Genomic DNA, 26,325 nt, shown 5'->3' on the forward strand with positions numbered 1-26,325 from the left:
AAGGTATGAATAATAATTTAGCCAAAAACAGAGAACAAACCGTAGCAGAAGATGGAAATAAAAAAATTTTAACGACAACGGCTGCGTTCGGGGTGCTGCGGAAGGGTTTAATTAAAAATTTGGGAACAAGAAGAGCGACAGGCTTTCTGCTCCGCTACGGTTGGAACCTAGGTGTCAGTGATGCCGAGGAAGCGATGAAAACAAATACTTCCATCGATTTTCTAATCAAACAGGCTTCTATTCTGCATTTAAGTACAGGACATATTGGCGATATGCAGTCGACTGAAAGATTAATTGAAATGACAGATTCAGACGAGATTAAATCGATTCGCGGGAAGGGGAAATGGATTGATTCATTTGAAGCACATGAGCACCTCAAGCATCATGGACAATCCGATACTCCAGTTTGCCACACACTGACAGGTTACGCAAGTGGTTACATGTCAACAATTTGTCAGAAAGAAATTTTTGTCAAAGAAATCAGCTGCATTGCCAAAGGAGATCCTGAATGCTGCTTTGAGATGAGACTGAAAGAAGACTGGGGAAATGAAATTCACGGGGATCTCCAGCTGTATTATGAATTGAATATCATTGAAGAGTTAGAGGGTACCTACGAGCAGCTGCTTGAACAGCGTAATTATATCGAAAAGGTCTCAACCTTTCATAAGAAACTGACAGAAAGTGTTTCCAACGGCAGCAACCTAAAGGATATAGCCGATTCTACCTATAAATTACTGCGCATCCCAATCGCAATTGAGGATTTGGGCTTTCAAAAAATAGCTATTTCAGGAATAGAAGAGGAAGAATACATTCAATTAAATAAAGATTTACGAAAGAGTTTAATGCAAAAAAACAGAAAAAATAACAATCTCCTGCCGTACTTTAAAGAGACAACCAAATTAAAAACAGGAAATCAAGAGCGGCTGATTACACCGATTATGGTTCAGAAAAAAATTATTGGATATTGTACATTCCTTTATTCAAAAAATGGAGTGAACTTCACAGAGAACGATATTATGTTTATCGAGAGAGTGGCAAATGCAGCTTCGCTCTATCTTTTGAATGAAAAAACGAGCTTTGAAGCAATTGAAAAAATGAAGGGATACTTTTTAGAACAAATTCTCAAAGGCCAATATTCTTCCAAAGAAGAAATTATCAAACGCGGCCGCTATATGGGCTTTGATTTTAAAGCTCCCTATCACATTGCTGCCATCGATTTTTCGGAGAAGGGTAGCAATCAAAAAAATATAGAGTACGCTGAACATCTGTTAGAAACAATTGCGAAGTATTTGGATATCCAGGGGTATAAAGCGTTAATTGGCCTGTATGAGGGGCGGATTATTATGTATATTCCTTCATCAGCTCATCTGTTAGCTGATATGGGCAAAATCCTGAAGCACATCGAAAATACAAATCCTTCCTATGATTATAAAATTGGGATAAGTGATGAATCCGATGATATTGAAATAGTGTTAGAGTATATTGATGAGTCATTTATTGCACTAAGAATGTCCGCAGAAAAGAAAATGATCCACTTTAGTGATTTAGGAATCGTCGGTGTGTTAATCAATTCGAAAAACATCAATGGGATTAAAAAAATTGCCAAACAAGAACTGGGACCATTATATAATTTAAGTGACGCGAAAATGTATGAACTGATCAAAACATTATATGTATTTTTAGCAAATGGCGGGAAGCTGCAAAAGACGATGGATGATCTTTCTTTATCGATGAGTGGTCTGATGTATCGGATTAACAAATTGGAGAAACTCCTAAAAAAGGATTTGCGGGACTCATCTCATAGCTACCAGCTTTTATTAATTCTAGACTCACTGCTCGCTTTAGGCGAACTAAAAATATAAAATCGGTTTGACAAAAGAGCGTCCAAACTTTTGGATCGCTCTATTTATCAATTTAAGGCTATTTTTTATGGTTTGTAAGGCTTATTTTTCGGTTAAGATGTTTTTTTTGATTGTTTTTAAAAAACCAATAAACATTAATGAAAAGTGAATAAGAACTTAGAGGGTTTTTACTCTAGATAAAAGTAATTGAATTTTCTAAAATTTATATATAAGCAACATCTTGTTCCACTACCGGAGGGGAATTTATTTTGTTGATTAATTCAAACACAAAAACAGGATTGTTTTCCTTTCATGAATGTCCAAATACCGGAAATGCCGATAAAACGAACAAGGAGAGAGGCAAATGAAAATCTACGTGATTATGAAACGTACCTTTGATACTGAAGAAAGGATCATAATTGAAAACGGTAACATAAAAAATGAAGGCGTTGAATTTATCATTAATCCATACGACGAGTATGCGATTGAAGAGGCGATCCTTCTCCGTGAGAAGCACGGTGGTGAAGTGACTGTTATAACCTTTGGGGAAGAAGAGACAGAAAAAGAGCTGCGTACTGCTCTAGCGATGGGAGCTGACAAAGCTGTATTGATAGATTGTGAAGATATCGAGGAAATTGATCAATTTTCTACAGCAACAGTACTAGCAGCCTACTTAAAAGACCAAGAAGCGGATATTATCCTGGCTGGAAACGTAGCGGTTGATGGCGGGTCGGGACAGGTAGGGCCGCGTGTAGCTGAAATACTTGGAATACCTCAAGTCACAGCGGTAACAAAGCTGACGGTTGATAGAGAGAAAGCAATAATCGTTCATGATGTTGAAGGTGACGAAGAAACACTCGAAGTATCACTTCCGGTTTTGGTTACCGCACAGCAAGGCTTGAATGAACCCCGCTATCCATCCTTGCCAGGGATCATGAAAGCGAAAAAGAAACCATTAACGACACTTGAGTTAGATGATTTGGATTTAGAAGAGGACGATGTGAAAGTCAAAATCGAAAAGGTTGACAGCTACCTGCCGCCAAAAAAACAACAAGGAAAAATCCTTGTAGGTGAATTAAATAATCAAGTTCAACAGTTAGTCACTATATTAAAGACAGAAGCAAAAGTTATTTAATTAAGGAGGTTTATTATGGCAAAAAAAGTATTAGTATTGGGAGAAATTCGTGACGGTGTTTTGCGAAACGTTTCATTTGAGGCAATTGCGGCCGCAAAGCTCATTGCGGATGGAGGAGAAGTTGTTGCGGCATTATTTGGAGAAACAATCGGTGCTGAAACCTTAACAATGCTGCATTATGGAGCAGACCGTGCTGTTAAAGTAGAACATGCGGATTTAAAAATGTATACAACCGATGCCTATCAACAAGCATTACTACAGGTAATAGAAGAAGAAAAACCAGAGGGTCTTGTCATGGGCCATACGGCACAAGGAAAAGATTTATCACCGAGAATTGCAACAAAATTAAATGCCGGGCTAGTTTCTGATGTTGTAAATGTAGACATGGACAATGGAGATGCAACTTTCACAGTTCCGATTTATTCAGGAAAGGCATTTGAAAAATTAAAAATCGCTGATGGTTTCGTTTTCGCAACCGTTCGCCCAAATAATATTGCACCATTAGAAAAAGATGAATTACGTACCGGAGATGTGAGCGATGTCCAAGTTGTCATTAAGGATCTACGGACAATCATCAAGGAAGTCGTCCGAAAAACAGCAGGCGGGATTGACCTATCCGAAGCAAAAGTTATCATTTCAGGAGGTCGTGGTGTAAAAAGCCAGGATGGATTTAAGATTTTAGATGAACTTGCCAATGTATTAGGTGCTGCCGTTGGAGCTTCCCGTGGTGCATGTGACGCCGGGTATTGCGATTATGCTTTACAAATTGGACAAACAGGTAAAGTTGTCACACCAGATCTTTATATTGCAGTAGGTATATCAGGGGCGATCCAGCATTTAGCTGGTATGTCTAATTCAAAAATAATTGTTGCCATTAATAAGGATCCAGAGGCACCAATTTTTGATGTTGCCGACTATGGAATTGTTGGAGATTTATTTGAGGTAGTGCCATTGTTTACCGAAGCAATGAAAAGTGTCGCCGTAGGGAGCTAAGAAAAAAGTTTCGAGTCAGGTGGAGACCCTTCTGCCTGATTACTCTAGTTTTACTCTTAAATTTTTCGGATGGGAAGAGATTACAATCAGTCCTTTACAAATAGCAAATACCGTACTTTTTCTCCTTATAACGTGTTATGCAATCTATTTATTTATCAAACTCGTAAGAACACGGATTGCTTATATAAAGTTAGGGAAAAAAGCTGAATTTAATAAAACCGTAAATGAACGTATTGAAGCAATTATTGTGAATGTGCTCGGGCAAAAAAAGCTATTAAAGGATAAAAAAAGTGGTACGATGCACGTTATGTATTTCTATGGTTTTCTGCTCGTACAATTTGGGGCAATCGATCTTATTTGGAGGGGGATTCGGTTTGACTCTCATCTGCCATTAGGACCTCTTTATCCATATTTTTCTTTCTTCCAGGAAATTATCGTTTTAATGATCCTGGTGGCAACATTTTGGGGTTTTTACCGCCGCTATATTGAAAAACTTGTCCGACTAAAGCGGAGCTTTGTATCCGGTCTTGTTTACATGTTTCTTGGCGGTCTTATGATTGCAACTCTTTTTGCAAATGGAATGGCAATCATTTGGCATGGTGAGGAATTATCATGGTCTGAACCAATCGCTTCTTTGATTGCTTATTCATTTAGCTGGCTGCCTCAAAACGCGGCTGCAGTCCTTTTCTTTGTTTTTTGGTGGTTGCATCTATTATGTTTACTCGCCTTTTTAGTTTACATTCCGCAAGGAAAACACGCACACTTAATTGCTGGTGTTGCCAATGTCTTTTTAGGAAGAACACAAAAGGTAGGCCAATTATCAACCATTAATTTTGAGGACGAATCAGCAGAAGCTTTTGGTGTTAGCAAAATTGAAGACTTTAATCAAAAGCAGCTGCTTGATCTTTATGCATGTGTAGAATGTGGAAGATGTACAAGCATGTGCCCGGCCACCGGAACAGGAAAAGTGCTGTCGCCGATGGATCTAATTGTGAAACTGCGTAACCATTTAACAGAAAAAGGGGCGGCGGTCACATCGAAAAGCCCGTGGATGCCAGCTTTTGCGTTTAGTCATACAAGAGGCAACCAATTAGCCATGCAAAGTGCTTTAAGCGGGGAGGCAGCTGCTGCATTAGAAAGTGATGTTAGTTTAATAGGCGACGTCATTACAGAAGAAGAAATCTGGGCCTGTACAACCTGCCGCAATTGTGAAGATCAGTGTCCGGTAATGAATGAACACGTGGATAAAATTATTGATTTACGCCGTTACCTTGTTTTAACAGAAGGCAAAATGAAGCCCGATGCTCAGCGTGCGATTACAAATATCGAACGCCAAGGCAATCCATGGGGCCTTAATCGGAAAGAACGTGAAAATTGGCGTGATGGCCGTGAGGATATTCATGTGCCAACTGTTAAAGAAAAGGAAAAGTCCGGTGAAGAGTTTGAATATCTTTTCTTTGTTGGTTCAATGGGTTCTTATGATAACCGCAGCCAAAAGATTGCCCAGTCATTTGCCCGTGTAATGAATCTAGCAGGCGTTACATATGCAATCTTAGGTAATAAAGAGAAAAACTCAGGCGATACACCACGAAGGATCGGAAATGAGTTTTTATTCCAGGAATTAGCCAATGGCAATATTGAAACATTTCAAAAGCACAACGTGAAGAAAATTGTAACGATAGATCCGCATGCCTTTAATACGTTCAAAAATGAGTATCCGGAATTTGGTCTTGAAGCGGAAGTCTATCACCACACAGAATTGCTCTATCAATGGATCAAACAAGGTAAAATTAAACCGACAAAAGAAGTAAATGAAGTGATCACCTACCATGACTCTTGTTATCTAGGGCGCTACAATACCGTCTATGACCCGCCGCGTGAAATTTTAAAAGCGATTCCAGGCGTAAAGCTTGTTGAAGCCGGCCGCAACCGCGAAAGTGCCATGTGCTGCGGGGCTGGAGGCGGTATGATGTGGACAGAAGAGGATACTGGGACTCGGATAAATATTGTAAGAACAGAACAACTTCTTGAAGCAAAACCAACCATGATTGGCAGCGGATGTCCGTACTGCTTAACGATGGTCAGCGATGGTGTAAAGGCAAAAGAAGTTGAAGAAACAGTAGCAACCTTTGATATCGTTGAAATTTTGGAAAAAGCATTGTGATTTATGCAGTAACTAACTTCATTAGAAAAGCAGTGATAATTTATTGTTAAAATTAAAAAGCCATTAAAAAGGATTTACGAGATTCATCTGAGAGTTATCAGCTATTATTAGTTTTAGACTCACTGCTTGCTTTGGGTGAGTTGAAAATATAGGTTTTTACTTGTGAATTATATTAGACAAAAGGGTATTCCGAAAATTGGAAACCCTTTTGTTTTACATGAAAAACCAATAAAAAGTACTTGAAAATAGTAAAAAATTCAATAGTATCCACTCTAGAAATACAATTCTGAATTTTCTAAAATTTAACAATGTAAGGGTTTTTGCTTTTTATGATCTTAAGGAGGGATTTATTTGAATCAAGCTGATTCGATTCAGGAAATTGAAAGAAGTACGGTTAAGAAAACGATGAAAAGAATTTTACCCTTTATTATGCTCTTATACGTTATTGCATTCTTAGATAGGGTAAATATGGGGTATGCAGCCTTAAAAATGAATGCCGATTTGGGATTAACGGCTGAGGCGTTTGGTTTGTTGTCAGGTTTATATTTTCTCAGTTTCTTCTTCTTTGAAGTTCCCAGTAATCTAATCCTGCAAAAAGTCGGGGCGCGATTGTGGATTTTCCGGATCATGATAACATGGGGGATTGTTGTTATATTATGCGGCTTTGTCCAAACACCAACGCACTTATATATTCTCCGCTTTTTACTAGGTGCAGCTGAAGCAGGCTTCGTCCCGGGTATCGTTCTTTACTTAACCTATTGGTTCAGAGTCCAGGATCGAGGAAGAGCAACTGCGGCATTTTTCGTTGCCTTACCATTAAGTGCCTTGTTTGGTGCTCCATTGTCGACTTGGATTATCGCGAATATCACTTGGGGCGGTTTAACTGGCTGGAGATGGATGTTTATTTTAGAAGGGATTCCGGCAATTCTTTTAGGTATTGCGGTTTTGGTTTTCTTGAAAAATCGACCAGCAGATGCAAAATGGTTAACGAAAGAAGAAAAAACATGGCTTGAAGGTGAATTAACCAAAGAGCGGGAATTAAGTGCAAAAGTAAATAAAACCTCAGCCCGTGCAATGTTGAAAGATTCGAAGGTTTGGAAGTTAGCTGTATTTAATTTTGGAATGTATGTAGCCGTGAATGCTCTATCATTCTGGATACCAACGATTCTTAAGTCCTTATCATCTTCTTCCACAACGATTACCCAAGTCGGCTGGTTAACGATGATTCCTGCTATTATTGCGGTTCCGTCTATTCTTTTTGTCGGCTGGAATGCAGATCGAACAAAATCACATAAAAAGCACTTGGCAGTGTGTATCATTATTGCCATGATTGGATTTATTGGTTGTGCAAATGCTTCGAGCGTTACGATGATGGTCATAATGCTTACGATTACTTCAGGTGGATTGTATGGGATATCAGGTTCATTTTATGCATTTTTAACGCTCTTCTTTACAGAATCAACCGCACCTGCAGGTATTGCAATTGTTAACACCATTTCCTCATTAGGGGGCTTTTTAGGACCGATGATTATGGGAATGGTCACCTTAACGCAAGGAATGTTCATCATTGCCGGTTTCATGCTCCTCAGTCTGCTCTGTCTTGCTACCTTAAAATTGCTAGCTAATAAGCGAACAGAGATTGTAGAAGACGGGACCGTAGAGATACCGAATTAACCAGCCTTTTTCAGTTCTAAACAAAAAAACCAATAAAAATTACTTAAAAACCGTGGGAAAATCAAATGGTTTTTCCTCTAGAAATAAATGATGGAATTTTCTAAAATTTAGTTATGTAAAGGGTTTCATTAACATGATTTTAAGATCGTTCCAGATCTAGAAGGAGGAGTATATAAACCTATGGCAAACATTACGCAAAAATTAGTAAAAACGGGAAAATATGAAACATATTTAAATCGCACCGGTGAGGGGAATTCAGAAGTGATTTTATTTCTGCACGGTTCTGGACCAGGTGTTTTTGCTTGGGCCAATTGGCGCTACGCATTAGCTGCCTGCGGCGAACAGTATGATTGTTTGGCCCCAGATTTGTTTGGATTCGGTAATAGCAGTCATCCAGAAACACTTCCGAAAAACAGACAGGGCTGGATGGATCATTGGGTAAACCAAATAATTGAACTTCTCAACGAGCTTGGAATTCAAAAGGCTCACGTCGTTGGGAATTCGTTAGGCTGTTCAGTTGCACTAGAGCTTTTACTAGAACATCCTGAACGATTTGAAAAAGTGGTCCTGATGGGACCGGGGGGAACACCAAATACGAAGATAAGCTTAGAGCTTGGCCGGGCTAAAGGATTTTATGATAATCCTTCCGAAAAGAAAATGCGTCAAATTATGAGCTGGTTTGTCTATGATGATGAGAAGCTTGCACCAGAGATTGATGCACTTGCCGACACTCGGTATGAAACGGCTATGCGCTCTGAAATCCAGGCTTCGAATAATTCAATATTTGCAACAGCAGCTGTACCCGTGCCAGTGACTGCGTTAAGACGAATCCAACAGCCAATTTTGCTCGTCCATGGCCGTGATGACATGGTATGCTCTGTAGAGTCCAGCTATTACCTGCTTTCCCATCTGCCCAATGTCCAAATGCATGTGTACGGACAATGTGGGCATTGGACACAAATTGAGAATCGGGAAAGCTTTAACAATTTAATTCTAAATTATTTTGGAAATTCGATTTAATGAATCCCAAGTTGTGATTTGAAATAACGCACATGTGTTGAAATAAAGGCTTCCAAAGATTTCAAATCACAACTTTGTTTTTATAAGAGTAAAAAGGGAGTGGAATAAAATGGCTGAAATCATTGCTGGTGTTGCGATATCGCATAGTCCTTTAATCATGACAAGTGAGGAAAGGGGAGGTGAAAAAGGGCAGAGGTTTATTCAAAAGTCAAAGGAAATGAAGGAATGGCTGGAAGAGGTTGGGGCAGATGTACTTGTATTGATTTCTGATGACCATTTTAATCATTATTTTTATAATCATATGCCAACCTTTGCCATCGGAATTGGTGAATGTGAGGGCTTGGGGGATTGGCTGCTGCCAAAATACAAGGTTCCGGTCCAACAGGATTTAGCGAAACATATCCTTAATACGGGACTGGAAAATAATATTGATTTTTCGTTTACCATGTCGATGAAAGTGGATCATGGTCATACACAAGGAATTTACTTCTTGAACCCTGACCTGAAAATTCCGGTTGTGCCAATTGCCATTAATACTGTTGCCCCGCCGTTACCGACAATGGAACGTTGTTTTCAATTAGGTAACGTTCTACGTAAGGCGATTCAATCTTGGGATTCTGATAAAAAAGTAGCGATTGCGGCTTCCGGCGGATTATCTCATTGGGTACCGGTTCCTAAAGTTGACAGCCAAAAACCGGAAGACCAAGAAATGATCCATTTGATGAAAAATGGACTTAGTGTTATTACCGTGCCGAGAGAGGAATTTTATAAAGGTCGCATTGAGAGAGTAACCAAAATCGAATCAGGACCTGTAAATGAAAAAAGCGATCGTGAATTTTTACAGCTTATTGCGAACGGTGATTATGAAACAATAAAAAATTGGAGTTATGAAGAAATTGAAGAGAATTTCGGCAATGGGGGACAGGAAATCCGCAACTGGATTGCTCTGCTAGGGGCAGTGCAAAACTTGGAAGCTGACGTTGTTTATTATGAGCCGATTCCAGAGTGGGTAACAGGAATGGGAATTGTTCAATTCAAGCAGCCAATCAATCAGGACATGCAGAAAAAAGCGTCTGAAATTGAAATTAGTTAGCCATCTTTCGGTTAAAAGTTTTTCGAAACAAAATTTTGAAAATTAAAACAATTTTATTCATGACACTCATTTAAATGAAAAGGAGAATTTCCTTTGAACAGTATTTTTGAAACAGATGTCGTCGTCATTGGAGCAGGAAATGCAGCGATGTGTGCTGCCATTGCAGCACGGGAAAATGGCGCCAAAGTCATTGTCCTGGAAAAAGCGCCGGAAGAGGAAAAGGGTGGAAACAGTGCCTATACCCATGGCTCAATTCGGTTTGCCTATAACGGTGTAGAGGATTTAAAGCAAATTATGCCTGAACTTACACTGGAAGAAATCGAGACTTCCGATTTCGGAACCTATCCGGATGAAGATTATTTTGAGGATATGTGCAGGCTTACTGAATACCGGACGAATCCTGAGCTGGCCTCACTTTTAACAGGTAAGAGCTTCGAAACGATGAAATGGCTCAGATCCCATAAGGTAAGGTTTGTGCCAATTTACGGGCGCCAGGCTTTTAAAGTAGATGGAAAATTTAAGTTTTGGGGCGGCATGATTGTAGAATCAGTCGGTGGGGGACAGGGTTTAGTCGGGGCTCTTCATCAGGAAGCTGGCCGTTTGGGGGTTCAGGTATTGTTCAATGCAATGGCGACTGAACTGATCCATGATGATGACGGCGTGCATGGAGTGGTCTTTAAGCATAATGGCAAAAGGTCGGAGATTCACGCGAAAGCTGTTATCCTGGCATCAGGCGGTTTTCATGCGAACACCGAAATGCGGACGCGCTATTTAGGACCGAAATGGGATTTAGCAAGACCAAGAGGGAGCCGTTTTAATACTGGTGAAGGGATTCAAATGGCTCTAAATATCGGCGCCATGTCACATGGACACTGGTCAGGTGCCCACGCTGTCGGCGGCGACCGCTATGCCGAATCATTAGGAGAAGGATTCCAAAAGCTTAGCTATCCATTCGGAATTATCGTAAATGCAGAGGGAAAACGCTTCGTTGATGAAGGGGCTGACTTTCGAAATTACACGTATGCAAAATTAGGAAGGCTGATCCTTGAACAGCCGGACCAGTTTGCCTGGCAGATTTTCGACCAAAAAGTAACACATTTGCTCCGTGACGAGTACAAATTAAGGAAAGTGACGAAGGTAAAAGCCAATACCTTGGAGGAATTGGCTGAAATATTGGAGGGTGTCGACCCTGAGCAGTTTTTGCAGACAGTAAAAGCATACAATGAGGCAGTCCGTCAAGATATTCCATTTAACCCAAATATTAAAGACGGTCGCTGTACAGAAGGGTTAGAGGTACGCAAATCAAACTGGGCCAATCTTCTGGATGAAGGTCCATTTGAGGCTTATGCTGTCACTTGTGGCATTACGTTTACATTCGGCGGCTTAAAAATTAATACACTTACTGAGGTACAGGATCTTATGTCACAATCGATTCCTGGTTTCTATGCAGCAGGCGAGCTTGTTGGCGGGTTATTTTATTTCAACTATCCCGGCGGAGCCGGCTTAATGGCAGGCTCGGTGTTCGGAAAATTAGCCGGAGAGAATGCAGCACAATTTATAAAGCGGCCTCTATTAAATAGATAGTTGGCAGATATGTAGAATCCAATGGAAAACATGTAGAATGACACTAAAAATATGTAGAATCCATTGGAAAACATGTAGAATGACACCAAAAATATGTAGAATCGCACTAAAAATATGTAGAATCCATTGGAAAACATGTATCATCCCAATCAAAGCCTAAAGAATCCTTTTGAATACAAGCAGATTTTTTTACGATATCTTTACATTTTATAATTTATATTCGTTTTTCCGTAGTTTACTAGTTTTTAATAAAAAGGAGATGGAAGTATGAACCAAATTGCCCAAGTAGATACCACATTTACAGAAAAAGCCCGTGCGTTGATTCCAAAACTGCGGGAGCGTGCCGCGGAAACGGAAAAGATTCGGAGAATTCCCGAAGCAACTATGAAAGAATTAAAAGAAAGCGGTCTCATGACAATGCTTCGACCTAAAAGGTATGGCGGACATGAAACCAATATGAGAACCTATTCAGATGCGATTGTTGAAATTTCTAAGGGCTGTGCCTCAACTGGCTGGATATTAGCACTATGCAGCATCCGTGAACTTATGGTAGCTGAATCATTTTCTGAAAAAACCCATGAAGAAATTTTCGGGAAAAATGAAGATGTTGTCTTTGCGGGAGTATATGAACCGAGAAAGTGTATTGCCCGCAAAGTAGACGGCGGCTATCTGATCGAAGAAGGCTTTTGGGGGTTTTGTTCAGGTTCTCTACACGCAAATTGGGGATACTTTGGCATGGCGATTGTTAATGAAAATGGTAATCTCGTTGATCAGGCTTTGATGACGCTGCCATTTCATGAGGTTGAGATTATGGATGACTGGAATACGCTGGGCTTAAGAGGAACAGGCAGTAACAGCATAAAAATGCATAATGTTTTTGTTCCTGAACATCGGGTTGTTTCGTTTGATGATGCATTGAATGGAAATTTCCAATCGAAGCACCTGCGTGATATACCGTTATACAATACTGCACTTTTCCCGGGGTTAATTTTATCTTTAGGTTTGCCGGGTTTGGGGCTAGTGAAGGCAGCATTGGAATTTTTCCAAGAGTTCCTTCCAAACAAAAAAGCTGCGCATATTGGTGTTGAATATTTAAAAGATTCACCAAGTCTGCATGTACAGGTAGCTGAGGCTTCTTTAAAAATTGATAGTGCTGAAATGCATTACTACCGTGTAGCCGACGAAATGGATGCATGGGCAGCAAGTGGAAACTATATGGATCGTCCGGCGAGGGTAAAAGCTTTGGCTGATATTGGCTACGCCAATCAGATGTGTAAAGAAGCGCTTGACATTTTAATGCTTGCGAGCGGTTCGGGATTTGTTTATGATGGTCATCCGCTCCAAAGAATCTTCCGGGATTTCTGGACATTATATTCCCACAGATCGCTCTCACCAACGATCACAAAGGAAAATTACGGTCGGGTTCTATCAGGACTCGAATCCAATGCAATGAGGTATTAAAGTTTAATTAATTAATTAATTAAAGGCTAAGACGGTTGACTGCACAAGAGTACTATCGTGCAAGTAATACCGTCTTTTCTTTTGCCAGTTTATACGAATTAAAGACCTTTTTATGGTTTGAAGACGTTAGTAACCTGTTAAAAGCGTTCTCCCTTCGAACATTTACAAAAAAACCAATAAAAATTACTTAAAAAAGAGCGAAAACTCAAATGGTTTTTACTCTAGATAAAGATGATTGAATTTTCTAAAATCAAACTATAAACAAATTACAAAAACATCTTTTTCTACTACCGGGTCTCGTAAACTTTTTTAGGTAATTAATTTAACGTTTGTAAAAAAATGATTGAAGGGAAGATGCAATGATGATAAGCACAATGGTTGAAACAGAAAACGAGCTAGTTGAAAAAGCCCGGTCGTTCGTTCCGAGATTACGTGCACGGGCAAGCGAAACGGAAGAAATTCGTAGAATACCGGAAACAACGATTAAGGAATTAAAGGAATCAGGACTATTCTATATTCATCGTTCAAAAAGGTTTGGCGGTTACCAAACGGATATGAGAACCTACACGGATATCATTACCGAAATATCGCGCGGCTGTGGTTCAACGGGCTGGGTCGTGGCACTCTGTTGTCTTCGGGAATTAATGATTTCTGAATCATTTTCTGAACAAACGCATGAAGAAATTTATGGATCCAGTGACGATATTGTTTTTTCTGGAGTATTCGAGCCTAGAAAAATTAAAGTTCATAAAGTTGAAGGCGGTTACATGATCGAAGAAGGGTTTTGGCCATTTTGTTCCGGATCACTTCATGCAACATGGGGCTACTTCGGAATGCCTCTCGTAGATAAGAACGGCGAAGTAGTAGACCAAGGCTTGATCACATTACCGATGAGTCAGGTCGAGATTGCTGACGATTGGCACGTCGTTGGCTTGCGTGGAACATGCAGCAATAGCATAACCATCAAAGACGTTTTTATTCCTGATCACCGTGTTGTATCGTTTACAGAAGCAATCGACGGAAAATTCCAATCCGAGCATTTTCGTGATATTCCGCTCTATAATACCGCACTTTTTCCAGCGCTGGCGATGTCAATCGGCGTGCCGGGCTTAGGGATGGCTAAAGCCGCCTTAGACTTATTTATGGAAAAATTACCAAACCGAAGAGCAGCCAATTTAGGGGTGGATTATTTAAATGAGGCCACAACCACCCACCACCAGGCAGCCCAAGCATCGCTGAAAATTGAAACGGCTGCTATGCATTTTTACAAAGCGGCTGATCGAATGGATGCTTGTGCCCAAAGCGGCGAGTACATGGATAAAGCTGAGCGGGTAAAGATGCTGGCCAATATCGGATTTGCCGTTCAAGCATGTAAGGAAGCGATAGATATTCTTATCCTGGCAACCGGATCAGCGTACGTAGGAGAAGGTCATCCAATGCAAAGGATCGCCCGTGATTTCTCAGCACTTTATACGCATAGAACGGTATCCCCGATTACTTCAGTAGAAAACTATGGCCGCGTTCTTTGTGGTTTAAACAGCAATACGAAAAATATTTAATACGATCGAGGCGAAATAAAAGAAGGAGAGGAACTGTATGGAAGTGATTTACTTGAACCCTGAAAATTTGGCATATTGGCAGCAGCATGCAAGACCAAACGTTATGGCCTTAGGCTTTTTTGACGGGGTTCACAAAGGACACCGTGAAGTGATTCAAACGGCTTTGGTGAAAGCGAAGGAAAAGAATCTATTACTCTCTGTGATGAGCTTCTTTCCACATCCAAAAACAATTTTATCCAACGGGAAGAAACAAGTAGATTACTTGATGCCGCTTTCGGCTAAAAGGAAATTGCTGTCACAGTTGGGTGTAGACATCTTTTATATTGTTGAATTCGACCGGGAATTCGCTTCGTTTTCTCCAGAGCAGTTTGCAGCGAAATACTTAATCAACCTTGGTGTCGTCCATGCAGTTGCCGGATTTGATTATACGTACGGATTTCGGGGAGCGGGGAATATGGAGCGGCTAAAAACGGATTCCGGCGGGCTTCTTGAAGTTACCAAAGTAGATAAAGTTGAGTGCCGCGGCGAAAAAATTAGTTCAACTTGTATTCGTGAAAAATTAGCAATCGGAAATGTGGCCGACTTACCGGATTTACTTGGAAGGTCATATGAAGTGGAATGCGAATGGGACGGTATTTCCCTAAGGGTAAAACCATTTTATACATTGCCTGCACCAGGCAGGTATGCCGTTACAATCAGAGGGGGGGTCCATTCACTTCAAACAGAAATAATTGTAACCGGCGAAAAAGAACTGATTTCGCTTTCAGTGTTAACCACACCCTCTCATGGAATCCATTCAATTGTTTGGCATCGGCGGATCAGCAAAGCAAAGAATGTGCCCGCATATGAACATGATTGGATGAGAATTGCTAGCAGCAGTTAACTTAACGATAAATACGCTTTATTTTTTCGAAAAATTTGTTTTGTAAAAAGGGGATTACATGCAATGAAAAAAACAAACGACTTCCAAACGCTGCTCCAGGAACCAGGATCTTTTATCCTGCCAGGCGCTTATGATGCAATGTCAGCTAAATTAATAGAAGAAATCGGCTTTAAAGCGGTTTACGCTACCGGGGCCGGCATTTCGAATGCCCAATTGGGCTGGGCTGATGTAGGTTTAACATCGTTAAAAGAAGTGGTGGATATTGTCACCCGGATGGCCGATGTTACTACCGCCCCAATTGTCGTTGATGCAGATACTGGGTTTGGAAATGCCATTAACGTAATGCGGACTGTCAAAGAATTTGAAAGAGCGGGAGTCGCGGCGATTCAAATGGAGGACCAGGTTTCACCAAAGAAATGCGGCCATTTCAGCGGCAAAGATGTTATTTCCAAAGATGAAATGGTAAATAAAATCAAAGCGGCCTTAGATACACGGATCGATGAAAATTTGGCGATTATTGCCCGAACAGATGCATTAGCCGTTAACGGAATCGAAGATGCCCTGGATCGAGCCCATGCTTATGCCGAGGCCGGAGCTGACGTTATTTTTGTTGAAGCCCCGACGACGATTGAGCAATTAAAGCAAATTACTTATTCATTAAAGGGAATTCCGCAAATCGTCAATTTGGTTGAAGGTGGGAAAACACCACTTGTTTCATTAAATGAAGCCGAGGAATTTGGTTTTAAAATTATGCTTTGTGCAAATACGGTTCTTCGTTCGGCAATTAAAGGAATCACTGACTCTTTAAAAATATTGAAGGAAACAGGATCACAAGAAAATCTATTAAATCATATTTGTACATGGGAAGAAAGACAGTCACTTTTTAAACTAAATCAAATTAAAGAATGGGAAAAGGAATATTTATATTCTTAATATATTTATAGAAAAATCTCTATAACAATTGATACGAGGAGGACATGAAAGTGGGAAGAGAACTAGATTATGACATTGTAGTAATTGGTTGTGGAGTAGCAGGAACGGCAGCGGCATTGTCTGCTGCAGAGAATGCAAAGAAAGCGGGCCAGAATCTTAAAATCGCCATCCTCGAACGCGCTGATTACGATCACAGAGGCGGCAACTCACGCTGGACAGCTTCCTATATGCGAATGAAAAACCTTGATGAACCAGCAGATAATTTTGTCGAAGACATGATGGCTTTTTCAGACAATTATTCGGATCGCAAGTATATCGAAACCCTTGCAGCAAACGCCGGAAGCACACTTCGCTGGGTAGAGGAAAAAGGGGTTGACTTCGACTACCTGCCAACGATGTTTTTAACCGCTTCAAGGCCGCGTTTATTGCCAGTGGGAGGCGGACGTGCCATCGTTGATACGTTATCACGCCGCGCTGCTGGTCTTGGGGTTGAGATTATTTATGAGGCAACTGCCTGGAAACTACTGCTTGATGATGATGGTGTTGTTAATGGTGTCAATGTGCGCGTTAAGGGAGGAACTTCTCTGCAGCTGAAGGTCGGAGCAGTTGTGCTTGCAGCAGGGGGCTTCCAGGGAAATCAAGAGATGATGGCCCAATATGTCGGCAGAGATGCCCACAAAATTCCAACCGTTGCCGAAGGCGGGTTATACAACAAAGGTGAAGGGATTCGCATGGCATTAGCAGTCGGCGCAAAAACGGCCGGACAGTTTGATTCCTTCCATGCTGAGCCGGTTGACCCAAGAAGTAAGCGGGAAGAAGCGGCTGTCATGACATATCCGTATGGGATTTTGGTCGATAAGAATGGCAAGCGGTTTGTTGATGAAGGGATCTCCACTGTAGATGAGCAATATGAACAAGTAGCCAGGACAATTTTTCACAACCTTCCAGGTCATATCGCTTATATGATCAGTGATCAAAAAATGTATGATATCCCTAAATACGAGCAAGCAATCGAAACAGACAAACCAGCGATTGAGGCAGAATCTATCGAAGAACTGGCAGGGAAAATTGGAGTTCCGGCAGATCAATTGAAGGCAACAATCGATGCTTTTAATGCAGCCGTTCAGCCGGGTGAATTTTATTGGGACAAAAAGGATGGTAAACAAGCAGTAGGAACTACTCCTCCAAAATCAAATTGGGCGATCACGATTGATAAGGGTCCATTTATCGCCTATCCAATTGTCTGCTCGAATGTTTTTACGAACGGGGGTCTTGCAACAGATATCAACGGTAGAGTTTTGTCACAAGACGATGATGCCATTCCTGGTTTATATGCTGTGGGTGAAACGGCCGGACTTTACTACGGAAAATATCCCGGCGGAACATCAGTCTTAAGAGGTCTGGTATTTGGCCGCCGTGCCGGTGAGCATGCTGTTACATATGTAACGAATTCAAACGGCATTGAGGTTTAAAAAGTAACTGAAAAATACGTTTGGCGAAAAAAACTTAAAATTGGCGAAATCAGTCCTAGTATTGGCGAAATAAATGAAAAAACGGCGAAATCAATTAGAAATTTGGCGGAATTATTGTAAAAATCGGCGAAATAATCTGGTGCTCCAACGGAATCAGCCTGTTTTTGCTGCCCATTGGTGCACAATCAAATAAAAATAGAAAATTTTAACTATTGTTTTTGCATGGAAAGGGTGGTTTTCTTGGAATTAAAAAATAAAGTAGCTTTTGTAACCGGTGGCAGCCGGGGGATCGGCAGAGAGACCTGCATTCTTTTAGCAAAGCAAGGCGCAAAAGTAGCTGTTTTTTCTCGCAGTGATAGTGAGGAAACAGCAAACTATATTAAAAATGAAATTGGCGGCGAAGCAATTGCCCTCCATGGGGATGTTCGTTTCGAGGATGATGTAAATAGAGCGGTTCAACAAACAGAAGAGCAATTAGGCTCGATCGATATTTTAATTAATAATGCCGGTGTGATGAGCTTAAAACCGTTTCAGGAAACAGCAATCGAGGAGTGGGATTTTATCCAGGATGTTAATGTACGTGGACCATTCTTATTTTCAAAAGCGGTTGTTCCCAAAATGATTGAGAAAAAGGAGGGTGTAATTATTAACATCTCCTCTATTTGGGGGACAAAAGGCGGTCCTGACCGGAGTGCCTATATTACTTCAAAATATGCGGTAATCGGATTTTCAAAAGCACTGGGTGAAGAACTGAAACCATACAGAATTAGAGTGAATGCCGTATGTCCGGGTCCTGTTGATACAAAAATGATGGAGGACATTGCCCCGAATTTTAATAAAGATAATTGGATGCAGCCAATTGATTTAGCAAATGTCATTGTTAATTTGTGCTTACCAAAATCAAAGGCAATTACCGCTACAGCGATTGAAGCGTTTGGCTACGGGCGGCCGGTTGGTATTTAACCATTTTTAGAAAAAGAAAGGTGGATGAACATGGAAAATTTAAAATTAACGGTTGAAGCTAATACGATTAGTCTAGACTTGGCAGATAAAATGATGGAGGCAGCACGTGCAAAAGCAAAAGAAATGGGCATCAATTTTAGTATTGCAATTGTGGACCGGGTTGGAAATTTAAAGGAGTTTGCGGTCATGGATGGAGCACCCGTTTTAAGTGCAGAGGTCGCACAAAATAAAGCATTTTCGGCAGCAGCCTATAACCGTGCCACACATGAGTGGTACGACAGAATCAAGGATGACCCGCCATTGCTGCACGGGATTGTTCATACTCCAAGATTAGTAACGTTTGGAGGCGGATATCCAATTAAGCTTGGTGATGAACTGATAGGCGGTATTGGCGTAAGCGGAGGGCATTACTCCCACGATATGGAGGTTTGTCAAGCAGCTTTATCAGTGCTGGAAAATCTGGAAATAAAGAATGCCTAAATTAGATTATGATTCTATATTATTAGCTGATTGTATGAACAAATAAGGATGTGAACACGAATGGAACACTTCGATTTGATTATTTTGGGCGGAGGCCTTGCAGGTATGTGTGCAGCCGTAGAGGCCGGCGAGCAGGGGGCAAATGTGCTGCTGCTTGAGAAGCAGGATGAGCTTGGCGGAAGCACAGTACTTAGCTCGGGATATATGGCTTTTGCCGGGACTGATATGCAGGAGGAGGCAGGCATAGTCGATTCGACTGAATCACTGTTGAATGACCTGGTTGAAGTCGGTGGAGGGGTAAATGAAAAGTCCCTTGTAGAAATCTATGGCCAGCACCAATTAGAAACCTATAAATGGATGATCAATCACGGAGTTGAATTTCGGACGATTGAGGCAGTAAGCGGTCACAGTGTTCCGCGCGGACACATTATCGACCCGCATCAAGCAATCCAGGTGCTTTATCGAAGGACAAAGGAGCTTCCAAACGTGACAATCTGTATCAAAGCACCTGCCTTAAGACTAATAAAAAATAAAGAGGGCAGGATTGACCGGGTTTTATATAAGGAAGACGGAGAAGAACGTACGGCTGCAGCAGATAAAGGAGTCATCATCGCTTCAGGAGGGTTTGCAAAAAGTGAACAACTGCTTAAGCAGTTTGCACCACATTTGGATGGCGCCCTCAGAATCGGCGGCGCCGGCAACCATGGGGATGGCATTCGAATGGCTTGGGAGCATGGAGCATGGGTTCAAGATTTACCCTATTTAAATGGGACATACGGGTTCCATCCAACAGCAAATGGTGCTGTTAAATCTCAGGGATTGGCTTTTTATAAGGGCGGCATTATCGTGAACCAAAATGGAAAGCGATTTGTCAACGAGTCAATCTCTTATAAGCTTTTAGGAAACGCAGCCTTCCAACAGCCTGAAAAGGTAACTTTCCAGATTTGGGATCAAACGGTGATGGATAAGACTGTGGCAGATGATCCTCTCTACGATTTTGAATTGCTTCAGCGCCGCCGGCTTCTATACAAGGTGGATACTCTAGAAGAGCTTGCCGACTGCATTGACGTGCCACTCGAAATATTGGAAGAGACAATTTCCAGATACAACGAAGGAGTTTCATATGGTGAGGATCCTGACTTTGCCCGAAAGACACTGACTCATCATTTTGGGAAACCTACACCAATTGAGAAGGCACCGTTCTATGCGTTTGAAACCACTGTTGCGATGCTTGCTACGTACGCAGGTTTGGCCGTCAACCCGGAAGCGCAAGTATTGAACCCATATGGTGAAACGATCCCTGGCTTGTATGCAGTCGGAGAAGTAACAGGAGGATTCCACGGGGCTGGGTACATGACGGGAAGCTCATTAGGGAAAGCGGCTGTATTTGGACGGATTGCGGTGCAGAAAGCACTGGCAGAAGTTGAAGTAGGTTGATTTTTCTATCTATCAGTGAGCAAGTTAAGTAAGTTTTTTGCAGAAAATGGAAAAATGTGCAAACAATCTAGAAAATGGTGCATAGGTTGCATAAAATGGTGCAAGATCCGATTAAAATGGTGCAAAACTTACCGAAAATGGTGCATATCCCAAATTTTGATCAGAGGGAGTTATATTTTCCTTCTAAAAAGAGGTAATATTGGCCTTATTTTATAGAAAAATATTTCAATTTAACAAAATTTCTTAATAGAGTAGAAGTTTTAGAGAAAAAACAGCTTAAAATACGAGGAGGTCTTTTATGAAAATCTGGCATCAGAGCTTAACTAGCATTAACAAGGTTCCGCAATACCGGAATGCTATTAGTAATCATATCAGCCGGATCGCCCGTCCGGGTGTCGAGGTTGTTTTACATGGCATGCAGGATGAGACCTATCCAACTCATTATCCAGGCCATTTTATTACCCATTCATATCTGCAAAATTTACACCGGGAGCAGTTCGTCAGGGCTGCATTAATGGCGGAAGCAGCAGGCTATGATGCGATGTTTATCGGGACCATTCCTGACGTGGGACTATTAGAAGCTCGTACGCTGGTAGATATCCCGGTTGTCGGCTACGGTCAAGCCTCTTTTCATATGGCTTCAATGCTTGGTGACTGTATTGGCGTGATTAACTTTTTGGCTCCGCTTGCGGATGAACTGAGACAAAACGCTGCCAGGTACGGACTTGGTGGTAAATTGGGTCCGATTATTCAACCGGAGTTTGGTTTTGACGATGTGCTTGCCGGGTTCAATAATCCTGAACCAGTGATTGCGGCTTTCCAAAAAGTAGCAGAATCAGCAATTGAACAGGGGGCAGACGTTATTGTTCCAGGAGAGGGGCCGATGAATGTATTCTTGGCTACAAACGGAATCTCAAGAATTGGCGATGTGCCAATTATTGACTCCTTTGGAGCAGGGATTAAAATGTGTGAGTCGTTAGTTGATTTAAAACAGGTATCAGGTGTTTATATGACCCGCAAAGGCTATTTTAATTCCAAGCCACCTGCCGAAGCAGTGGCAAGACTTCGTGAATTGTACAGACTAGAACCAGTCCCGGACCCCAAAAATGATCACGGAGTTAGCGTAAAGGCCGCCGAAAAGGTCCAAAACACTTAAACGTTAAGAAGAACATTGTTATGAATGAAATGGCAGAACTAATAAATGAATAAAAAAAAAAGAGGTGAACTAGTGATGCATATTGTCGTGTGCTTAAAGAAAGTATTGGATCCGGAGATTACACCGCGCTATTTTAAAATTGACCCAGAGACTAATCGCCCCGTGAATGAGGACTCCGATATGGTCCTTGATTCCTTTGCCGAAAACGCACTTGAGCTCGCGATCCAGCTTCGGGACAAAACACCTGGAGCAACTGTGACTGCACTTTGTTTAGGTGATGAATCCTCAGAGGATGTGCTGCGCCGGGCGCTAGCATTTACAGCAGATTCCGCTGTACGCGTATGGGATGAAGAGTGGGAAGATCTGGATGGCCAGGCTGTAGGGCATATTCTTGCCCAAACAATCAAGACCATCGGTGGAGCTCAGATAGTCCTGACCGGATACCAGGCAAGTGATATTGAGGAAGGCTTAGTCGGGCCTGTTTTGGCTGAAGAACTTAGCATTCCCTGCGTGACGCTTGTTTCTGACCTCGAGGTCGATGGCGACAGCGTGAAGGCTACCCGTGAAGCAGAAGGCGGCTATTCCGTTGTGAGGGTTCCCATTCCTGCGGTATTTACAGTGATCAGCTCTGAGACAAATGTTCCACGGCTCCCAAAGATCAAGGATATCCGCCTTGCCAGAAGCAAGTCAATTAAGAAGTTGGAGACTGAGGAAATGAATCTGGATACTGAGCGCTGCCAGCCAGGGGTAAAACTGGAGCGGGCCTACATACTTAACAAGGATATAAAGTGTGAGATCTTGCCTGGCAAGGATGGAGCTGAACTGGCAGATGGATTGGCTGGTAAGCTCTTGGCCTTGAAGATACTTTAGGAGGTGATCGTTAACATGTCCAAAATTCTTATATATGCAAATCAACAGGGAGAAAGCCTAAGTCAGGGCGCCCGGGAAGCATTGGCATTTGGTTCAAGGCTTGCAACCTCCACCGGTGGGGAAGTAGGAGCTGTTTTATTAGGACCTAAGGCAATTGTTGGTGCCAAGGAAGCAATTGCCTGTGGAGCACGCAAAAGCTACATCATTCCAGATCCATTGTTGGTAGAGTACGATGTAGACTTATATGTTAATAGTCTTAATACTGTATTTCAACAGTGTGACGCCGAGGTTTTGATCTTACCATTTGACAGAATGGGTAAAGATCTTGTAGGTCGTCTAGCCACCCGTATCGGAGCATCTGCGATTACAGAAGTCGTTGATTTTGTATCGGAGGGCACTAAGCAAAAGTGGATTCGTCCAATTTACGGTGATAAGGCTTTTGGGGAGTATACGACCACTCGTCCAAAGGTTGTTGTGGGCATCCGCCAAAAGAGTCAAGAACCGGCTAACCCTGACGCAGCCCGTTCAGGTGAAATCGTTCCGGTTGATTTTTCCGTTTCCGAAGATATGGTTGTAACCAAGCTGGTTGTAAAGATTCAGTCAGCCTTATCTGATATTCGGCTTGAAGATGCTCGGATTATCATCTCAGGCGGCCGCGGTCTCGAAGGTCCCGATGGTTTTAAACATCTAGAAATCCTCGCAGATCTATTGGGCGGGACGGTCGGGGCATCCCGTGCCGCCTGTGACGCCGGGTGGGTTCCGTCTAATCTGCAGGTCGGTCAAACTGGAGCGGTTGTTGGTCCGGATCTTTATATCGCGGTTGGAATTTCGGGGGCCAGTCAGCATCTGGCGGGCATTACCAATGCGAAAACTGTTGTTGCGATCAACACAGATCCTGAGGCAGCTATTTTTAAACGGGCCAATCTTGGAGTGATTGCTGACTACAAAACTGTCATCCCGGCTCTTACAGAAAAGCTGAAAAAGGTGTTAGTTTAGAAGTAATATATGAAGGAAACTTCAGCACAAAACTAAAATTCGTCACTAAATTAGGTGACGAATTTTAGTCAAAATTTAATGTAAACGCATACATTGTTTATAAGACAATGGAGGTGTTGAAAATGCTTTTTTCCTATAGCTCCGATTATATAAAATATCTAAATGACCCGGATTGTAATGGAATGAATTATGATCAATGGAAGGATAAGAAAATGCGTCAAGAATTGAAAAAAAACAGCAATAAGAAAAAACCTTTCCATGGATATTCAAAATATAACTACTAAGCGCCAATTGGCGCTTTTATTTAATTTCACGTTTTGCTCTAAAGGTATCGACTTTAGGGCTTTTTGTATATAAAAGGAATACATTTGCAACTAAAAATTATATACACTCAATTTCAAGTAGTGGGAAATAATGACAACGAATGTTAAAATAACAAAATAGACAAATACTCAACCATTAACCATTTAACTAAATGAGGGGATTGTAGGAATAATGTTAAAAAAAATAACAGATGACATTTATCAACTTGTTGTCCGTTTTCCTTTTGGTATGCGTGAAGTAAACAGTTATTTATTTAAAGGAGAAAAGGGCTTCACAGTTATCGATACAGGCAGCTATGCCAAAGAGTCAATTGATATCTGGGAACGAACACTTGCATCCGGTGTTAAGGTAGAAAAAGTAGTATTGACTCATGCACATCCAGACCATATTGGTCTTGCCGGCTGGTTTCAGGAGCGTTTTAATGTTCCTGTTTTTATCTCTTCATTGGGTTATAAAGAAATGCAGAGATTAAGACTGCAAAAATACGATAAAAACAAGCTTCATCTCTTATTCCAACAGCATGATGGTCCGGAAATACCTGAAAATATTATGCAGATGGAAGAATCTGCTTATGATTTTGAGCCTGATGGATTATTTGAAAAAAATCAGACCATTCAACTTGGCAGTAGCTTTTATGAAACGATTTGGACTCCAGGACATGCTCCGGACCATATCTGCTTTTATCATCATGATCAGCAAATTATGGTTGTGGGGGATCATGTTTTAAATAACATATCACCAATTATTCTCATTCCATCAGAGGATGATGGGAATCCACTTAAGGACTATTTTTCCTCATTAGAGTCAATTAAAAGATATCCCATTGTATTTGCTCTCCCTGGACATGGTGATTTAATTTACCATTTTAAAAATAGAGTTGAAGAAATTACTGCCAGGCATCATCATCGTTTACAGCAAACATTGGATTTAGTAAAAAGCGTAGAAAAAACAGCTGGGCAGGTTTGCCAAGAGGTTTATGGAAAGCTTAGTATCAGTAAGTTGATCAGCCCATTTATTGCGACAATTACGCGTTTCTTATATCTTGAATCTATAGGAAAAGTTGAAAAAGAGATGAAGAATGGGAAGATCTATTACCGGGCAAGCAGTAAATAACGAAACCATTATTTCTTTCAATCAATCTATTTTTTTCGTCTAGTAAGGTTATTCGTGCCCCTCGACATGAAAAAAGGGGAGGGAAAGCATGAAAAATGCTGGATTACCTAATTATTACCTGTCTTCGTGAATAATGACCACTACTAAAACTAACCAACTAGTTATAAAACTGATTGGCCTTAATGCTAACCAGTTTTTTTGCATTTACATATGATGTAGGTAAATATCCTTTTATTAATTTGGCCATTTGGCATTTAGCGCATCTAGAAACGTTATCACGTTCTTCTTGTCTTGCATAATTGGGGAGTAAATATAGGATAGCGTTCGCGTAAAGGAATGGTTTTTTAACTTTATAATCGAAAGATTGCCATGCTGGACATCTCGCTCAATTACGCTGCGGGATAGGAGCGATAGACCTAACCCGTTCATAAGTGTTTCCTTAATTCCTTGATTACTGCTGATTGTAAGCAGGGATTTTACCTTCAAGCCATTTGAACGAATAACATGGTTTAGGTATTGACCCGTTCCAGAACCAATTTCTCTGGTTACCCATGCTTGATTCTGAAGATCAGCCATTGTAACTTTAGATTTTCTGGCGAGGACATGATCGTTCGATGAGACAATAAATAATTCGTCTTGCATAAAAGCGTGGACAGATACTTCCTTTTCGTTTGTATGTCCCTCAATTAAGCCGACGTCTACTTGGAATAATTTGACGGAATGAACGATTTCTTCGGTATTGCCGATGACCACATGAAGTTCAAGTTCTGGATAGTTTTTTTGAAGATCATAAAGTAAGGAAGGCAGTATGTATTCACCAATCGTAAAGCTGGCACCAATTTTTAATTTCCCTTTTATGGAGTTATGATGTTCTAAAATGTCTTGTTTCGTTTGTTCGTATATCGTGATCATTTGCCGTGCCCGTTTGTATAAAATCTCGCCAGTTGGTGTGATTTTCAAGTATTTTGGTGAACGTTGAAATAACTTCGTCTGGAATTCTTTTTCTAAATTTTTTATGTGTAAACTGACACTTGGTTGCGACATTAGAAGGATTTCGGCCGTTTTGGTAAAGTTTTTTACTTCCGCAAGGGTAACAAGTGTTTTTAACTCTTCATAGTACAAAAGGATCCCGCCCTCTTATTAGTAATTTTAATAGTAATGATAATTTATATGT

General features: G+C 41.1%; 22 protein-coding genes. 21 read left to right on the forward strand and 1 reads right to left on the reverse strand.

All coding sequences use genetic code 11. The features are described 5' to 3' along the window. Nucleotides 1-5 precede the first annotated feature (5 nt). The 21 genes from JN080_RS07375 to JN080_RS07475 all read left to right on the forward strand — a co-directional run bounded on the left by JN080_RS07375 (nucleotide 6) and on the right by JN080_RS07475 (nucleotide 25,151). Nucleotides 6-1,862 carry a V4R domain-containing protein gene (locus JN080_RS07375; protein ID WP_256235295.1) on the forward strand — a complete coding sequence of 619 codons (1,857 nt, stop codon included), beginning with the start codon at nucleotides 6-8 and terminating at the stop codon, nucleotides 1,860-1,862. 343 nt (nucleotides 1,863-2,205) lie between these two features. Next, entirely contained in the window at nucleotides 2,206-2,976 is a 771-nt protein-coding gene (locus JN080_RS07380) for an electron transfer flavoprotein subunit beta/FixA family protein (protein WP_256235296.1), read from the forward strand. A gap of 15 nt (nucleotides 2,977-2,991) precedes the next feature. Then, a complete protein-coding gene (locus JN080_RS07385) occupies nucleotides 2,992-3,969 on the forward strand; it encodes an electron transfer flavoprotein subunit alpha/FixB family protein (protein ID WP_256235297.1) in 978 nt (325 codons plus the stop codon). An 85-nt stretch (nucleotides 3,970-4,054) separates the two neighbouring features. Beyond that, nucleotides 4,055-6,133 (forward strand): (Fe-S)-binding protein, encoded by a 2,079-nt coding sequence (locus JN080_RS07390; protein WP_256235490.1) that lies wholly within the window; start codon nucleotides 4,055-4,057, stop codon nucleotides 6,131-6,133. Between the two features lie 351 nt (nucleotides 6,134-6,484). After that, nucleotides 6,485-7,807, forward strand: a complete 1,323-nt coding sequence (locus JN080_RS07395) for an MFS transporter (RefSeq protein ID WP_256235298.1) — start codon at nucleotides 6,485-6,487, stop codon at nucleotides 7,805-7,807. A 180-nt stretch (nucleotides 7,808-7,987) separates the two neighbouring features. Further along, nucleotides 7,988-8,827: an alpha/beta fold hydrolase gene (locus JN080_RS07400; RefSeq protein WP_256235299.1), complete on the forward strand. Its 840-nt coding sequence runs from the start codon at nucleotides 7,988-7,990 to the stop codon at nucleotides 8,825-8,827. A 109-nt stretch (nucleotides 8,828-8,936) separates the two neighbouring features. Further along, a complete protein-coding gene (locus tag JN080_RS07405) occupies nucleotides 8,937-9,920 on the forward strand; it encodes a DODA-type extradiol aromatic ring-opening family dioxygenase (RefSeq protein WP_256235300.1) in 984 nt (327 codons plus the stop codon). Between the two features lie 93 nt (nucleotides 9,921-10,013). Then, a complete protein-coding gene (gene tcuA, locus JN080_RS07410; protein ID WP_305473828.1) occupies nucleotides 10,014-11,504 on the forward strand; it encodes an FAD-dependent tricarballylate dehydrogenase TcuA in 1,491 nt (496 codons plus the stop codon). Between the two features lie 267 nt (nucleotides 11,505-11,771). After that, the gene (locus tag JN080_RS07415) at nucleotides 11,772-12,965 is read left to right on the forward strand and encodes an acyl-CoA dehydrogenase family protein (protein ID WP_256235301.1); all 1,194 of its coding nucleotides are present in this window, start codon (nucleotides 11,772-11,774) and stop codon (nucleotides 12,963-12,965) included. Nucleotides 12,966-13,324: 359 nt separating this feature from the next. Beyond that, a complete protein-coding gene (locus JN080_RS07420; protein ID WP_256235302.1) occupies nucleotides 13,325-14,524 on the forward strand; it encodes an acyl-CoA dehydrogenase family protein in 1,200 nt (399 codons plus the stop codon). A gap of 37 nt (nucleotides 14,525-14,561) precedes the next feature. Further along, complete coding sequence (locus JN080_RS07425) at nucleotides 14,562-15,407, forward strand: FAD synthetase family protein (protein ID WP_256235303.1); 846 nt, start codon at nucleotides 14,562-14,564, stop codon at nucleotides 15,405-15,407. A 63-nt stretch (nucleotides 15,408-15,470) separates the two neighbouring features. After that, nucleotides 15,471-16,340, forward strand: coding sequence for an isocitrate lyase/PEP mutase family protein (locus JN080_RS07430; protein ID WP_256235304.1), 870 nt, complete (start codon nucleotides 15,471-15,473; stop codon nucleotides 16,338-16,340). Nucleotides 16,341-16,384: 44 nt separating this feature from the next. Beyond that, complete coding sequence (locus tag JN080_RS07435; RefSeq protein WP_256235305.1) at nucleotides 16,385-17,812, forward strand: FAD-dependent oxidoreductase; 1,428 nt, start codon at nucleotides 16,385-16,387, stop codon at nucleotides 17,810-17,812. A gap of 231 nt (nucleotides 17,813-18,043) precedes the next feature. Beyond that, nucleotides 18,044-18,775: an SDR family NAD(P)-dependent oxidoreductase gene (locus JN080_RS07440; protein ID WP_256235306.1), complete on the forward strand. Its 732-nt coding sequence runs from the start codon at nucleotides 18,044-18,046 to the stop codon at nucleotides 18,773-18,775. Nucleotides 18,776-18,805: 30 nt separating this feature from the next. Beyond that, nucleotides 18,806-19,255: a GlcG/HbpS family heme-binding protein gene (locus JN080_RS07445; RefSeq protein ID WP_256235307.1), complete on the forward strand. Its 450-nt coding sequence runs from the start codon at nucleotides 18,806-18,808 to the stop codon at nucleotides 19,253-19,255. A 60-nt stretch (nucleotides 19,256-19,315) separates the two neighbouring features. Next, complete coding sequence (locus JN080_RS07450; RefSeq protein ID WP_256235308.1) at nucleotides 19,316-20,692, forward strand: FAD-dependent oxidoreductase; 1,377 nt, start codon at nucleotides 19,316-19,318, stop codon at nucleotides 20,690-20,692. Between the two features lie 298 nt (nucleotides 20,693-20,990). Continuing rightward, nucleotides 20,991-21,848: an aspartate/glutamate racemase family protein gene (locus JN080_RS07455; RefSeq protein WP_256235309.1), complete on the forward strand. Its 858-nt coding sequence runs from the start codon at nucleotides 20,991-20,993 to the stop codon at nucleotides 21,846-21,848. A 45-nt stretch (nucleotides 21,849-21,893) separates the two neighbouring features. After that, complete coding sequence (locus JN080_RS07460) at nucleotides 21,894-22,718, forward strand: electron transfer flavoprotein subunit beta/FixA family protein (protein ID WP_256235310.1); 825 nt, start codon at nucleotides 21,894-21,896, stop codon at nucleotides 22,716-22,718. 15 nt (nucleotides 22,719-22,733) lie between these two features. After that, nucleotides 22,734-23,714 (forward strand): electron transfer flavoprotein subunit alpha/FixB family protein, encoded by a 981-nt coding sequence (locus tag JN080_RS07465; protein WP_256235311.1) that lies wholly within the window; start codon nucleotides 22,734-22,736, stop codon nucleotides 23,712-23,714. A gap of 122 nt (nucleotides 23,715-23,836) precedes the next feature. Then, nucleotides 23,837-23,998, forward strand: a complete 162-nt coding sequence (locus JN080_RS07470) for a hypothetical protein (protein WP_256235312.1) — start codon at nucleotides 23,837-23,839, stop codon at nucleotides 23,996-23,998. A 211-nt stretch (nucleotides 23,999-24,209) separates the two neighbouring features. After that, entirely contained in the window at nucleotides 24,210-25,151 is a 942-nt protein-coding gene (locus JN080_RS07475) for an MBL fold metallo-hydrolase (RefSeq protein ID WP_256235313.1), read from the forward strand. 234 nt (nucleotides 25,152-25,385) lie between these two features. On the opposite strand, the gene JN080_RS07480 is transcribed toward JN080_RS07475, so the two are convergent. Next, complete coding sequence (locus tag JN080_RS07480; RefSeq protein ID WP_256235314.1) at nucleotides 25,386-26,273, reverse strand: LysR family transcriptional regulator; 888 nt, start codon at nucleotides 26,271-26,273, stop codon at nucleotides 25,386-25,388. Nucleotides 26,274-26,325 lie beyond the last annotated feature (52 nt).

Origin of the sequence: Bacillus sp. EB600 (genome assembly GCF_024494385.1) — a bacterium.
Classification (GTDB): Bacteria; Bacillota; Bacilli; order Bacillales; family Cytobacillaceae; genus JAEVLT01.

Coding starts and splice junctions, on each gene's coding strand:
- JN080_RS07455 (WP_256235309.1), top strand. CDS start 20,991: ATGAAAATCTGGCATCAGAGCTTAACTAGCATTAACAAGGTTCCGCAA.
- JN080_RS07375 (WP_256235295.1), top strand. CDS start 6: ATGAATAATAATTTAGCCAAAAACAGAGAACAAACCGTAGCAGAAGAT.
- JN080_RS07415 (WP_256235301.1), top strand. CDS start 11,772: ATGAACCAAATTGCCCAAGTAGATACCACATTTACAGAAAAAGCCCGT.
- JN080_RS07420 (WP_256235302.1), top strand. CDS start 13,325: ATGATGATAAGCACAATGGTTGAAACAGAAAACGAGCTAGTTGAAAAA.
- JN080_RS07400 (WP_256235299.1), top strand. CDS start 7,988: ATGGCAAACATTACGCAAAAATTAGTAAAAACGGGAAAATATGAAACA.
- JN080_RS07425 (WP_256235303.1), top strand. CDS start 14,562: ATGGAAGTGATTTACTTGAACCCTGAAAATTTGGCATATTGGCAGCAG.
- JN080_RS07385 (WP_256235297.1), top strand. CDS start 2,992: ATGGCAAAAAAAGTATTAGTATTGGGAGAAATTCGTGACGGTGTTTTG.
- JN080_RS07380 (WP_256235296.1), top strand. CDS start 2,206: ATGAAAATCTACGTGATTATGAAACGTACCTTTGATACTGAAGAAAGG.
- JN080_RS07465 (WP_256235311.1), top strand. CDS start 22,734: ATGTCCAAAATTCTTATATATGCAAATCAACAGGGAGAAAGCCTAAGT.
- JN080_RS07430 (WP_256235304.1), top strand. CDS start 15,471: ATGAAAAAAACAAACGACTTCCAAACGCTGCTCCAGGAACCAGGATCT.
- JN080_RS07460 (WP_256235310.1), top strand. CDS start 21,894: ATGAATAAAAAAAAAAGAGGTGAACTAGTGATGCATATTGTCGTGTGC.
- JN080_RS07470 (WP_256235312.1), top strand. CDS start 23,837: ATGCTTTTTTCCTATAGCTCCGATTATATAAAATATCTAAATGACCCG.
- JN080_RS07445 (WP_256235307.1), top strand. CDS start 18,806: ATGGAAAATTTAAAATTAACGGTTGAAGCTAATACGATTAGTCTAGAC.
- JN080_RS07435 (WP_256235305.1), top strand. CDS start 16,385: ATGAAAGTGGGAAGAGAACTAGATTATGACATTGTAGTAATTGGTTGT.
- JN080_RS07405 (WP_256235300.1), top strand. CDS start 8,937: ATGGCTGAAATCATTGCTGGTGTTGCGATATCGCATAGTCCTTTAATC.
- JN080_RS07450 (WP_256235308.1), top strand. CDS start 19,316: ATGGAACACTTCGATTTGATTATTTTGGGCGGAGGCCTTGCAGGTATG.
- JN080_RS07475 (WP_256235313.1), top strand. CDS start 24,210: ATGTTAAAAAAAATAACAGATGACATTTATCAACTTGTTGTCCGTTTT.